Origin of the sequence: Kitasatospora sp. NPDC002551 (assembly GCF_040296005.1) — a bacterium.
Lineage (GTDB): Bacteria > Actinomycetota > Actinomycetes > Streptomycetales > Streptomycetaceae > Kitasatospora.
Genome location: NZ_JBEOWI010000040.1, coordinates 75,283 through 87,825 on the forward strand (window position 1 = coordinate 75,283; position 12,543 = coordinate 87,825).

Below are 12,543 nucleotides of genomic sequence, written 5' to 3' on the forward strand. Positions count from 1 at the left end.
GCGCTCAGCGCGGTGCTCAGCCGTTGATCAGGCTGCGCAGCACGTACTGCAGGATACCGCCGTTGCGGTAGTAGTCCGCCTCACCGGGGGTGTCGATGCGCACGACCGCGTCGAACTCCTTGCCGGTCCCGTCCGCGCCGACGGCCTCGACCTTGACGGTCGCCGGGGTGCGGCCCTCGTTGAGCTCGGTCACGCCGGTGATGGAGAAGGTCTCCTCGCCGGTCAGGCCGAGGGAGTCGGCGTTCTCGCCCTCCGGGAACTGCAGCGGCAGGACGCCCATGCCGATGAGGTTCGAGCGGTGGATGCGCTCGTAGGACTCGGCGACGACGGCCTTGACGCCGAGCAGCGCGGTGCCCTTGGCGGCCCAGTCGCGGGACGAGCCGGAGCCGTACTCCTTGCCGGCCAGGACGACCAGCGGGGTGCCGGCGGCCTGGTAGTTCTGCGAGGCGTCGTAGATGAACGACACCGGGCCGTCGGCCTGGGTGAAGTCGCGGGTGTAGCCGCCCTCGGTGCCCGGCGCGATCTGGTTGCGCAGGCGGATGTTGGCGAAGGTGCCGCGGATCATGACCTCGTGGTTGCCGCGGCGCGAGCCGTAGGAGTTGAAGTCACGCTTCTCGACACCGTTGGCGGTCAGGTACTGCGCCGCCGGGGTGCCCGGCTTGATGTTGCCGGCCGGGGAGATGTGGTCGGTGGTGACCGAGTCGCCCAGCTTGGCCAGGACGCGGGCGCCGGCGATGTCGGTCACCGGGCTCGGGGTCTTGGCCATGCCCTCGAAGTACGGGGGCTTGCGGACGTAGGTGGACTCGGCGTCCCACTCGAAGGTGTTGCCGGTCGGGACCGGGAGCGACTGCCAGCGGTGGTCACCGGCGAAGACGTCCTGGTAGCCCTTGTCGAACATGGCCTCGTCGATGGAGCCGGCGACGGTGTCGGCGACCTCCTGCTCGGACGGCCAGATGTCGGCGAGGAAGACGTCGTTGCCGTCGGCGTCCTGGCCCAGGGCGTCCTTGGTGATGTCGACGTTCATGTTGCCGGCGAGGGCGTAGGCGACCACCAGCGGCGGGGAGGCCAGGTAGTTCATCTTGACGTCGGGGTTGATCCGGCCCTCGAAGTTGCGGTTGCCGGAGAGCACCGAGACGACGGCCAGGTCGGACTCGTTGACCGCGGCCGAGACCTCCTCGGGCAGCGGGCCCGAGTTGCCGATGCAGGTCACACAGCCGTAGCCGACCAGGTTGAAGCCCAGCTTCTCCATGTACGGGAGCAGGCCGGCCTTCTCGTAGTAGTCCATGACGACCTTGGAGCCGGGCGCCAGGGTGGTCTTGACCCAGGGCTTGACCGTCAGGCCCTTCTCCACGGCCTTCTTCGCCAGCAGGGCGGCGCCCAGCATGACGGAGGGGTTGGAGGTGTTGGTGCAGGAGGTGATCGAGGCGATCACGACCGCGCCGTTGTCGATCTGGTACGACGCGCCGTCGGGGGCGGTGACGGTGGTCGGCTTGGAGGCCTCGGCCGAGTAGGCCGGCAGCGCCTCGGCGAACTTCTCGGCGGCCTCGGCGAGGACCACGCGGTCCTGCGGGCGCTTCGGGCCGGAGATCGACGGGACGACGGTGGAGACGTCCAGCTCCAGGTACTCGGAGTAGACCGGCTCGTGCGACGGGTCGTGCCAGAGACCCTGCTCCTTGGCGTACGCCTCGACCAGGGCGAGCTGCTGCTCGTCGCGGCCGGTGAGCTTCAGGTAGTTGATGGTCTCGGCGTCGATCGGGAAGATCGCGCAGGTCGAGCCGAACTCCGGCGACATGTTGCCGATGGTGGCGCGGTTGGCCAGCGGGATCGCGCCGATGCCGTCGCCGTAGAACTCGACGAACTTGCCGACCACACCGTGCTTGCGCAGCATCTCGGTGATGGTGAGCACCAGGTCGGTGGCGGTGGTGCCGGCCGGCAGCTCGCCGGTCAGCTTGAAGCCGACGACGCGCGGGATCAGCATGGAGACCGGCTGGCCGAGCATCGCGGCCTCGGCCTCGATGCCGCCGACGCCCCAGCCCAGCACACCCAGGCCGTTGACCATGGTGGTGTGCGAGTCGGTGCCGACGCAGGTGTCCGGGTACGCCTGGCCGCCGCGGACCATGACGGTGCGGGCCAGGTGCTCGATGTTGACCTGGTGGACGATGCCGGTGCCCGGCGGGACGACCTTGAACTCGTCGAACGCGGTCTGGCCCCAGCGCAGGAACTGGTAGCGCTCCTTGTTGCGGCCGTACTCGATCTCGACGTTCTGGACGAAGGCGTCCGGGGTGCCGAACTTGTCGGCGATGACGGAGTGGTCGATGACCAGCTCGGCCGGGGCCAGCGGGTTGATCTTGGCCGGGTCGCCGCCCAGCTCCTTGACGGCCTCGCGCATGGTGGCGAGGTCGACCACGCACGGCACACCGGTGAAGTCCTGCATGATCACGCGGGCCGGGGTGAACTGGATCTCCTGGCTCGGCTGGGCGTCGGCGTCCCAGGTGCCGAGGGCGCGGATGTGCTCCGCGGTGATGTTGGCGCCGTCCTCGGTGCGGAGCAGGTTCTCCAGCAGCACCTTGAGGCTGTAGGGCAGCCGCTCGGAGCCCTCGACGGCGGAGAGCTTGAAGATCTCGTACGACTCGTCGCCCACCTGCAGCGAGCTGCGGGCGTCGAAGCTGTTCGCGGACACGACTGACTCCTTCTAGGTGCTTCGTGCGGTTTCCGGCCGCCACGGTGGTAAGGTCACCCTTACTTAGGCTGACCTTGCCCGCACCGCCGGTGAGCGCCTCTCGGCAAGTATCTTGATGTCGAGATATATCGTAAGGCGGAGTTATCTCGATGTCGAGATAAACCATAGTGCATGCCGCGAAGTCCGCCACGTCGGCACCACCTCCAGCCTGCCTCCACCGGGTGCATCCTCCCCGAACCCCCGCCGAACCCCCCGTAACGCGCGCCCCCGGCTCACGCGTCTATCCGGGTACAGGGGACGGACGGGCGCCGTCCGCGGGACGCGAGGGGCAGGGAACAGCGTGATCGGGAAGACGCGACGTACCGCGGAGAACGCCGAGTTCGAGGCCTTCGCCCACGCCCGCGGACAGCACCTCTTCCGCACCGCCCTGCTGCTCTGCGGGGACTGGCACCTCGCCGAGGACCTCACCCAGACCACCCTCGCCAAGCTCTACGCCGCCTGGCCCAAGGTCCGCCGCGCCGAGCACCAGGAGGCCTACGCCCGCGGCGTGCTCGTGCGCACCCACCTCTCCCACCGGCGGCTGCGGCGCAGTGGCGAACGGCCCGCCCCCGGCGACCTGCCGGAACCTCCCGGCAGCCCCGACCCCGCGGCCGGCGACCCGGCGCTGCGGGTCACCCTGCTCGCCGCGCTCGCCGAGCTGTCACCCCGGGACCGGGCCGTCCTGGTCCTGCGGTACTGGGAGGACCGCAGCGTCGAGGAGACCGCCGCCGAACTCGGTCTCAGCCCCGGGGCGGTGCGCAGCCAGGCGCTGCGCGCCCTCGGACGGCTGCGCGGCGTGCTCGGGGACCAGGCCGCCGAGCAGCTCACCGCCCCCTGACGCCCCCGCACCGTCCACCGCACCCGATTCATCCGGCTCATCCTGCCTGTCCAGTTCATCCGGCTCATCCGGCTCATCCCGAAGAAACCGAGGAACCAGCAATGGACGCACCGAACGACCCCCGGAACACCCAGGGGCTCACCGACACCTTCGAGCGGGCGATGGACGGCGTCGGCGCCGACCTCGGACCGCTGGTCGCCGGCGCCGCCGAGCACGGCCGCCGCATCCGGCGCCGCCGCCGGGCCACCGTGGCCGGCGCGGTCGCCGCCGTCGCCGTGCTGACCGTCGGCGGCACGCTCGGCCTGCACTCCGGCGACGGGCCCGGCGTCGCACCCGCCGCGGGAGGCGCGTTCCCGGCCCCGCTGCCGAAGCCCTCGTCCGGCCCCGAGCAGCAGCAGCCCGGCACCGGGGCCAACGCCGGCAAGGTCGCCATGACCGGCCGCGCCACCGTCCACACCCTGCTGCAGACCCTGCCGGCCGGCGCCACCACCTCCGGCTACTCCGGCCGCTCCGCGGTCATCACGTCGATGATCTACTACGCCGACCACGCGTTCGTGAGCGGACCGGCCCGGCCCAGCGTGCAGAGCGGCGGCACCGTCCTCTACGACGACGGGAACGGCCCGGCCACCGTCTCCGTCACCATGGTCGGCGCCTCCGGCAGCCTCACCTTCCTCGCCACCGCCCAGCCGGGCTCCAACCAGGCCCCGCTCACCCTCCTCACCACCGCCCAGCCGGGCTCCGACCAGGACCTGGTCACCGCCTTCTACGACAAGCACTACACCTGCGCCAGGGCCAACGCGACCAACCAGTACCAGTACTGCTCCGACTCCGCACTCCCGGACGGCAGCCGCCTGCTGATCACCGAGCTGGCCCAGGGCGAGCGGCTCTTCCGCACCGTCGACCTGCTGCGCCCGGACGGCACCCAGGTCCGGGTCAACGTCAACAACACGGCGACGGTGGCCGGCGCGGCCACCCCCGAACAGATCCGCAGCGGGCTGCCACTCACCCTCGACCAGATCAAGGCCATCGCGATGGACACCCGCTTCCAGGAGTGGATCACCCCCGAGGCCGCGCAGCAGGCCGAGCAGGCCGTCCAGCCCTACTCCAACGAGGACCCGGGTCCCGGTGCCCCCTCCGCCCCGGCCGGCGACCCCATCCCGGTACGGTGACCCCGGAATGACGGGACGGGAACGGATACGGGGGCCGACCGATGATCGTGGTGGACGCGTCCGCGCTGGTGCTGGCGCTGGCCGACGAAGGCGAACGGGGGGCCGCGGCCCGCGCCGAACTGGCCGCGGACCGGGAGTGGGCGGCGCCCGAACACGTCGTCATCGAGGTGATGCAGTCGCTGCGCGGCCTCTACCTGGCGCGCGAACTGACCGCCGAACGGGTCGGCGAGCTCGCCGCCGAGCTGCCGGGCCTGACGATCCGCAAGGTCCCGGTCGAGCCGCTGCTCGGGCGGATCTGGGAGCTGAAGGACAACCTCACGCCGGACGACGCCGCCTACGTGGCGGTGGCGGAGCGGCTCGGGGCGCCGCTGGTCACCGCCGACCTGCGGCTGATGCGGGCCAGCGGGCCGCGCTGCGAGATCCGGGGGATCCGCCGGGCCGACGGCTAGCGCGGGCGTGTCCGGGGGGCGGTGCGCGCCGTTGAACGGAGCGTCCGGCCTCCCGCCCCCCACCCGAAGAGGTTCGCCGATGCCCGCTCCGCTCGCCGCCGCGCTGCTCCCGCTCGCCCTGCTGGCCGCCGCCGCCCCGGTCTCGGTCACCGAGGCCGACTTCGACCCGGCCACCGCGTTCGTCCCGCCGTCCGCGATCAGCCACGCACCGGACCTGGTGCCGTACGGCTCGCACGTGCGGGTGGTGGTGGACCGCTCGCTGCCCGGCCGGACGGTCCTGACCGTGAGCCTGGCCGGGGTGGCCGCCGGCCACGAGTTCCCGGTGCACCTGCACACCGGCAGGTGCGGGGCCGACCCGGCCGCGTCCGGTCCGCACTACCAGGACGTGGTGGACCCGGTGAGCCCGTCCACCGACCCCGCGTACGCCAACGGCCGCAACGAGCTGCGGCTCGCCCTGCGCACCGACGGGCGGGGCGAGGGCGCCGCCGCCGCGGCGGTGGCCTGGCGGCCCCGGCCGGGCGAGGCCCGCTCGCTGGTCCTGCACGCGGGCGAACCGGCCGGGGCGCACGGCGCCGCCGACCGGGTCGCCTGCGTGAACCTGGACGACCCGGACGGGGCGCAGGCGGCGGACGCGGCGCGGTAGGAGCCGCTCGCGTCAGCCGCCGAGCGTGGCGACCAGGACGGCCTTGATGGTGTGCAGCCGGTTCTCGGCCTGGTCGAAGACGACGGAGTGCGCCGACTCGAACAGCTCGTCGGTGCACTCCAGCTCGGCCATGCCGGTCTCCTCGAACAGCTGCCGGCCGACCGCCGTGCCCAGGTCGTGGAAGGCCGGCAGGCAGTGCAGGAACTTCACCTGCGGGTTGCCGGTGGCCCGCACCGTCTCCATCGACACCTGGTAGGGCTTGAGCAGCGCGATCCGCTCGGCCCAGACCTCCTTGGGCTCGCCCATCGAGACCCAGACGTCGGTGTAGAGGAAGTCGGCCCCGGCCACGCCTTCGGCGACGTCCTCGGTGAGGGTGATCCGGGCACCGCTGGTCTCGGCGAGCGCCCGCGCGGCCTTCTGCACCTCCTCGTCCGGCCACAGGGCGCGCGGGGCGACGATGCGGATGTCCATGCCGAGCAGCGCGCCGGTGACCAGCAGCGAGTTGCCCATGTTGGAGCGGGCGTCGCCGAGGTAGGCGAGGGCCACCTCGGTGAGCGGCTCGGCGGTGTGCTCGGTGATGGTGAGCACGTCGGCCAGCATCTGGGTGGGGTGCCACTCGTCGGTGAGGCCGTTCCAGACCGGCACCCCGGCGTACGCGGCCAGCTCCTCTACCACCGCCTGGCCGTGCCCCCGGTACTCGATGCCGTCGAACATCCGGCCGAGCACCCGGGCGGTGTCCTTGATCGACTCCTTGTGGCCGATCTGCGAGCCGGCCGGGTCCAGGTAGGTGGTGGTGGCGCCCTGGTCGTGGGCGGCGACCTCGAAGGCGCAGCGCGTGCGGGTGGAGGTCTTCTCGAAGATCAGCGCGATGTTCCTGCCGCGCAGCCGCGGCTGCTCGGTGCCCGCGTACTTCGCGGCCTTGAGCGTGGCGGCGAGGTCCACCAGGAAGCGGAACTCCTGGGGCGTGAAGTCGAGCTCCTTGAGGAAGTGCCTGTTCCGGAGGTTGAACGCCATGCCGGGCTCCTGGGTGTGACGGTGATGATGACGGTGACGACGACGGGCGGAAAGCAGCAAGTCTATACGATGCTCAGAATTTATATGCAGCATCTCTGCTTTCCGCCCGCCCCACCCGTCACAGGCGCGGGTCCACCGGCTCCGACTCCAGGGCGAGGACGGCGAAGACCGGTTCGTGGACCCGCCAGAGCGGCTCACCCGCCGCCAGCCGGTCCAGCGCCTCCAGCCCCAGCGCGTACTCGCGCAGCGCCAGCGAGCGCTTGTGCCCGAGGAAGCGCCGGCGCAGCCGGTCCAGGTGCTCGGTGTAGTCCGGACCGTAGATGATCCGCAGGTACTCGCGCCCGCGCACCTTCACCCCGGGCTGCACCAGAGTGCCCGGGCGGCCCTCCCCCGCCCCTCGGCGCACCAGCGAGGCCAGCGGCTTGACCACCATGCCCTCGCCGCCCGCCCCGGTCAGCCGCTCCCACCAGGCGACGCCCGCGGCGACGGACGCCTCGTCGGTGGTGTCCACCACCAGCCGGTCGGTGCGGTGCAGCAGCGGGCCGGGGCCGGTGTCGCCCGTCCGCGCCTCGTCGGCCTCGACCAGCCGGTCGAACCAGGCGAGGTGCTCGTCGTGCGGGCGCACCGCGAGGTTCGCCCCCTCGGCGGCCAGCACCTGGAACGGCGCCAGCCGGATCCCGGCCAGGCCCTCGGTCGGCCAGCAGTACCGCCGGTACGCCTCGGTGAACGCCTGCGCGTCCGCGGCGCGCTGCCGCTGGCGCCCGGTCAGCGCCGCCACGTCCAGCCCGCGCCCGCCGGCCCGCTCCAGCGCGGCCAGCACCTGCGGCAGCGCCGCGCCCGCCGCGGCGCCGACCGCCGCGTACTGGCGGCGCAGCAGCTCGACCGCCTTCAGCGACCACGGCATCAGCTCGGCGTCCAGCAGCAGCCAGCCGGTGCCCAGTTCCTCGAACAGCCCGGAGCGCTCGGCGGCCGCCCGCACCCGGTCCAGCAGCGCGGCGGTGAGCGCGCCGTCCCCGAGGAACGCCCGGCCGGTGCGGGTCCAGATCGCGCCCGGCCCGCTCACCCCGAACCGCTTCTCCAGCGCGGCAGCGTCCCGCGCCACCAGCACCACCGCGCGGGAGCCCATGTGCTTCTCCTCGCAGACCACCCGCTCGACGCCCTCCGCCCGGTAGGCGGCGAAGGCCTCGTCGGGGTGCTCCAGGTGGCCGGCCCGGCCCGAGGTCGCGCTCGGCGCCATGGTCGGCGGCAGGTAGGCGAGCAGCCGGGGGTCGATCGCGAACCGGCTCATCACCTCCAGGGCCGCCGCCGCGTTCTCCTCCCGGACCGCGACCCGGCCGTGCAGCGAGGTCTCCACCACCCGGCGGCCCGCCACGTCGGCGAGGTCCAGCGGGCGGCCCTCCCGGGCACCCGGCGCGTCGGTGTGCATCGGCCGCACCGGCGCGTACCACTCCTGCTCGGCCTCGACACCGACCAGCTCCCGCTCCGGGTAGCGCAGCGCGGTCAGGCTGCCGCCGAAGACGCAGCCGGTGTCCAGGCAGATGGTGTTGTTGAGGAAGGACGCCGCCGGGACGGGCGTGTGGCCGTAGACCACCAGCGCCCGGCCCCGGTACTCCTCCGCCCACGGGTAGCGCACCGGCAGGCCGTACTCGTCGGTCTCGCCGGTGGTGTCCCCGTACAGGGCGTGCGAGCGCACCCGGCCGGAGGCCCGGCCGTGGTACTTCTCCGGAAGGCCGGCATGGCACACCACGAGGGCGCCGCCGTCCAGCAGGTAGTGGCTGACCAGGCCGCGGATGAACGCCCGCACCTCGGCCCGGAACTCCTCGGACTCGCCCGCCAGCTGGTCCAGCGACTCCTGGAGGCCGTGCGAGACGGTGACCTTCCTGCCGTCCATCGCCCGGCCGAGCTTGTTCTCGTGGTTGCCCGGCACGCAGATCGCGTGCCCGGCCGCCACCATGCCCATCACCAGGCGCAGCACGCCCGGCGTGTCCGGCCCGCGGTCCACCAGGTCGCCGACGAAGACGGCCGTGCGGCCCGCCGGGTGCACCGCGTCCACCGGGCGCCCGGCGTCGTCCCGGACCAGGGTCCAGCCCAGCCGGGTCAGCAGGGTCTCCAGCTCCGAGCGGCAGCCGTGGATGTCGCCGACGATGTCGAACGGGCCGGTGAGGTGGCGCAGGTCGTTGAAGCGCTTCTCCGGCACGATCTCGGCGGCCTCGACCTCGGCCTCGCCGCGCAGCACGTGCACCTTGCGGAAGCCCTCGCGCTCCAGGCCGCGCAGGGAGCGGCGCAGCTCGCGGTGCTGGCGCGGCACCACGTGCGCGGGCAGCCGGCGGTCCGGGCGGGAGCGGTTGCGCTCGGCGCAGACGCCGGGCGGGACGTCCAGCACGATGGCGATCGGCAGCACGTCGTGCTCGCGGGCGATCCGGACCAGCTGCCGGCGGCCCTCGGGCTGCACGTTGGTGGCGTCCACGACGGTCAGCCGGCCGGCGGCGAGGCGCTTGCCGACGATGTAGTGCAGCACGTCGAAGGCCTCGGCGGAGGCGGACTGGTCGTTCTCGTCGTCGGCCACCAGGCCGCGGCAGAAGTCGGAGGAGACGACCTGGGTGGGCAGGAAGTGCTTGCGGGCGAAGCTGGACTTGCCCGCGCCGCTGGTGCCGATCAGCACGACCAGGGAGACGTCCGTCACCAGCAGGCGGCGGGGGGCGGTCGACGCGGCGTCCGTCGGCCCGGTTTCGCCGGTCTCGGTTTCGCCGGTCTCGGTCCGGGTCTCGTCGGTCATCGGGTCTCGCCCCCTTCGGGCGTCGTGGTGGTGGTTCCGGTGGTTCCGGTGGTTCCGGTGCCAGCTCCGTCACCGAGGCGGAACAGGGCGAGCTGCGTGGGGGCGCCGACCTCGGCGTCCTCGGGGCCGACCGGACGGATGTCGACCGTGTAGCCGTAGGCGGCGGCGACCCGCCCGGCCCAGTCGCGGAACTCGGCGCGGTCCCACTCGAAGCGGTGGTCGGCGTGCCGGAGGTGACCGGCCGGCAGGCTCTCCCACCGGACGTTGTACCCGGAGTTCGGCGTCGTGACGACCACCGCCGGCGGCCGGGCCGCGCCGAACACGGCGTACTCCAGGGCGGGCAGCCGCGGCAGGTCCAGGTGCTCGATCACCTCGCAGAGCACGGCCGCGTCGAAGCCCTTCAGCCGCGCGTCCGTGTACGTCAGCGCGCCCTGGACCAGGCGCACGCGGCTCGCCTTGCGCTCCGGCATCCGGTCCAGCCGCAGCCGGCGGGCGGCCGCGGACAGCGCCCGCACCGACACGTCGACGCCCAGCACCTCGGTGAACGCCGGGTCGGCCAGCAGTGCGCCGATCAGCTCGCCCTGCCCGCAGCCGAGGTCGGCCACCCGGGCCGCGCCGACCTCGCGCAGCGCGGCGAGGATCGCGGTGCGGCGCTGCTCGGCCAGCGAGGGCGGCCGCTCCTCGGCCTGCTCCGGCTGCTCGGGCCGCTCCGGCCGCTCCGGTCGCTCCGGTCGCTCCGGTCGCTCCGCGTTGTCGTCGGCCGTGGCGTCGTCGATCGTGCTGTCGTCGATCGCGTTGTCGACCTCGTCGGCCTCGCGGTCGTCGGCCTCCGCCAGCCGGGCCAGCTCCAGGCGCTCCATCGCCCGCCGGGTCAGCGACCAGCGGCGCGACAGGTAGCGACGGGTGATCAGGGCCCGCTCCGGGTGGCCGGCCAGCCAGCCCTCGCCGGCGGCGAGCAGCTTGTCGACCTCGTCCGGGGCGACCCAGTAGTGCTTGGCACCGTCCAGCGCCGGCAGCAGCACGTACAGCTGCTGCAGCGCGTCCGCCGGCCGGGCCAGCTCCGCCGACAGCTCCAGGCGGACGTAGCGGGACTCGCCCCACTCGGGGAATTTCTCGTCCAGCGGGACCGCCGACGCCTCGACCCGCCAGCCCAGCGGCTCGAAGAGCCGCACCGCCAGCGCCACGCCGCCGCCCTGGCCGCCGCCCTCGCCTCCGCCGACGGGCACGGCCGGCAGCGAGATCCGCAGCGGGCGGGGCCGGTCGGCCAGCCCGGGGCGGGCCTCGCAGACGCCCTTCATGGCCGTCCGGAAGACCGTGCGCAGCGCCACCGCGAGCAACGAGGACGCCGCGTACGGGCGGTCGTTGACGTACTGGGCGAGCGCGAAGTCGGGCGAGCCGGCGCGGCCCTTGCCACGGCCCTTGTGGACCAGCGCGATCGGGTCGACGTCGAGCAGCAGCACGGCCGTGCAGGCCTCGTCGCCCGCCTCCGGGTAGAAGACGTGCGCCTCGCCGTGCGCCGTGGAGAAGCGCTGGACCCGGTCGGGGTGCTTGTGCAGCAGAAAGCCCAGGTCAGTGGCCGGGCTGTCGGCGATACCGGTGGTGGAGATCGACATGAACACCCGTCGGAGTATCGCCCAGGAGCGACTCCCCCAGCACCGCATTTTGTCGCGGCCCGCGGCCGACGTGCCCGTCCGGACGGTGAGCGTGTTCGGCACCGGCGGCCCGGATTCGTTAACGTGCACGATGTGACTGCAGAATCCACCACCCCCGTGAGCGGCGCCGTTGCCGCAGGTCTGGCCACCATCGCCGCGGACGGCACCGTCCTCGACACCTGGTACCCGGCCCCCGTGCTGACCGCCGAGGCCGGCCCGGCCGGGACCGTCCTCCTGACCGCCGACCAGGCCGAGGCCGAGCTGGGCGCGGGCGCCGCCGAGGCGCTGCGCGCCGACGCCCGCCGTGGCGTCGAGGTGGTCGCCGTGCGCACCACCATCGCCTCGCTGGACGAGAAGCCGCTCGACGCGCACGACGCCTTCCTGCGCCTGCACCTGCTCAGCCACCGCCTGGTCCGGCCGCACGGCCTGAACCTGGACGGGATCTTCGGCCTGCTGGCCAACGTGGCGTGGACCAGCATCGGCCCGGTCCCGGTGGACAAGGTCGAGCAGGCCCGGCTGGCCGTGCGCGCCCAGGGCGGGCAGCTCGCCGTGTACGGGATCGACAAGTTCCCGCGGATGACCGACTACGTCGCCCCGTCCGGCGTGCGCATCGCCCACGCGGACCGCGTCCGCCTCGGCGCGCACCTGGCCGCGGGCACCACCGTGATGCACGAGGGCTTCGTCAACTTCAACGCCGGCACCCTCGGCACCTCGATGGTCGAGGGCCGGATCAGCGCGGGCGTCGTGGTCGGCGACCACAGCGACATCGGCGGCGGCGCCTCGATCATGGGCACCCTGTCGGGCGGCGGCAAGCAGGTCGTCTCCGTCGGCGAGCGCTGCCTGCTGGGCGCCAACGCGGGCATCGGCATCTCCCTCGGCAACGACTGCGTCGTCGAGGCCGGCCTCTACGTCACCGCCGGCACCCGGGTCACCACCCCGGACGGCGCCGTGGCCAAGGCCGTCGAGCTGTCCGGCCAGGACAACCTCCTCTTCCGCCGCAACTCGCAGACCGGCGCCGTCGAGGTCATCGCCCGCTCCGGCTCCTGGGGCGGCCTGAACGCCGACCTCCACGCCCACAACTGACCCACCCCCGCTCCACCGGTGATGCCGGGCTTCGAGGCCTCCCCCGAAGCCCGGCATCACCCGTCTCCGCCTCGCCAGATGAAGCAACGAGGAAAGCAACGGAGTGGGAAGTCGGTCGAACCGAAAAACCAATCCCTTCTTCTCGGTGAGGGTGTGGCGGGGGTTCGCGGAGACCGCGGACCACCCCCCCCCCCGCGGCG

The 12,543-nt window shown here is 73.1% G+C and carries 9 protein-coding genes; 5 read left to right on the forward strand and 4 right to left on the reverse strand.

The features are described 5' to 3' along the window. Positions 1-16: 16 nt before the first annotated feature. A complete protein-coding gene (gene acnA, locus ABT093_RS28525; RefSeq protein ID WP_350569324.1) occupies positions 17-2,680 on the reverse strand; it encodes an aconitate hydratase AcnA in 2,664 nt (887 codons plus the stop codon). 340 nt (positions 2,681-3,020) lie between these two features. Here acnA and ABT093_RS28530 point away from each other — a divergent pair, with 340 nt between their 5' ends. The 4 genes from ABT093_RS28530 to ABT093_RS28545 all read left to right on the forward strand — a co-directional run bounded on the left by ABT093_RS28530 (position 3,021) and on the right by ABT093_RS28545 (position 5,818). After that, positions 3,021-3,557, forward strand: a complete 537-nt coding sequence (locus tag ABT093_RS28530; RefSeq protein ID WP_350569326.1) for a SigE family RNA polymerase sigma factor — start codon at positions 3,021-3,023, stop codon at positions 3,555-3,557. Positions 3,558-3,658: 101 nt separating this feature from the next. After that, positions 3,659-4,726 carry a hypothetical protein gene (locus ABT093_RS28535; protein WP_350569327.1) on the forward strand — a complete coding sequence of 356 codons (1,068 nt, stop codon included), beginning with the start codon at positions 3,659-3,661 and terminating at the stop codon, positions 4,724-4,726. A gap of 41 nt (positions 4,727-4,767) precedes the next feature. Then, entirely contained in the window at positions 4,768-5,175 is a 408-nt protein-coding gene (locus ABT093_RS28540; RefSeq protein WP_350569329.1) for a type II toxin-antitoxin system VapC family toxin, read from the forward strand. A gap of 79 nt (positions 5,176-5,254) precedes the next feature. Next, positions 5,255-5,818 (forward strand): superoxide dismutase family protein, encoded by a 564-nt coding sequence (locus tag ABT093_RS28545; protein WP_350569331.1) that lies wholly within the window; start codon positions 5,255-5,257, stop codon positions 5,816-5,818. A gap of 12 nt (positions 5,819-5,830) precedes the next feature. On the opposite strand, the gene argF is transcribed toward ABT093_RS28545, so the two are convergent. The 3 genes from argF to ABT093_RS28560 all read right to left on the reverse strand — a co-directional run bounded on the left by argF (position 5,831) and on the right by ABT093_RS28560 (position 11,227). After that, positions 5,831-6,832 carry an ornithine carbamoyltransferase gene (gene argF / locus ABT093_RS28550; RefSeq protein ID WP_350569332.1) on the reverse strand — a complete coding sequence of 334 codons (1,002 nt, stop codon included), beginning with the start codon at positions 6,830-6,832 and terminating at the stop codon, positions 5,831-5,833. Positions 6,833-6,950: 118 nt separating this feature from the next. Beyond that, a complete protein-coding gene (locus ABT093_RS28555) occupies positions 6,951-9,608 on the reverse strand; it encodes a polynucleotide kinase-phosphatase (RefSeq protein WP_350569334.1) in 2,658 nt (885 codons plus the stop codon). Next, complete coding sequence (locus ABT093_RS28560; protein WP_350569336.1) at positions 9,605-11,227, reverse strand: 3' terminal RNA ribose 2'-O-methyltransferase Hen1; 1,623 nt, start codon at positions 11,225-11,227, stop codon at positions 9,605-9,607. Before ABT093_RS28560 ends, ABT093_RS28555 begins: the two co-directional genes overlap by 4 nt. Positions 11,228-11,353: 126 nt before the next feature. Between ABT093_RS28560 and dapD the strand changes: the two genes are divergently transcribed. Beyond that, positions 11,354-12,343, forward strand: coding sequence for a 2,3,4,5-tetrahydropyridine-2,6-dicarboxylate N-succinyltransferase (gene dapD / locus ABT093_RS28565; protein WP_502884338.1), 990 nt, complete (start codon positions 11,354-11,356; stop codon positions 12,341-12,343). Positions 12,344-12,543 lie beyond the last annotated feature (200 nt).

Bases quoted from the DNA above. Each gene is read 5' to 3' on its own strand.
- ABT093_RS28535 (WP_350569327.1), top strand. From the start codon at position 3,659: ATGGACGCACCGAACGACCCCCGGAACACCCAGGGGCTCACCGACACC.
- ABT093_RS28545 (WP_350569331.1), top strand. From the start codon at position 5,255: ATGCCCGCTCCGCTCGCCGCCGCGCTGCTCCCGCTCGCCCTGCTGGCC.
- ABT093_RS28540 (WP_350569329.1), top strand. From the start codon at position 4,768: ATGATCGTGGTGGACGCGTCCGCGCTGGTGCTGGCGCTGGCCGACGAA.
- ABT093_RS28555 (WP_350569334.1), bottom strand. From the start codon at position 9,608: ATGACCGACGAGACCCGGACCGAGACCGGCGAAACCGAGACCGGCGAA.
- argF (WP_350569332.1), bottom strand. From the start codon at position 6,832: ATGGCGTTCAACCTCCGGAACAGGCACTTCCTCAAGGAGCTCGACTTC.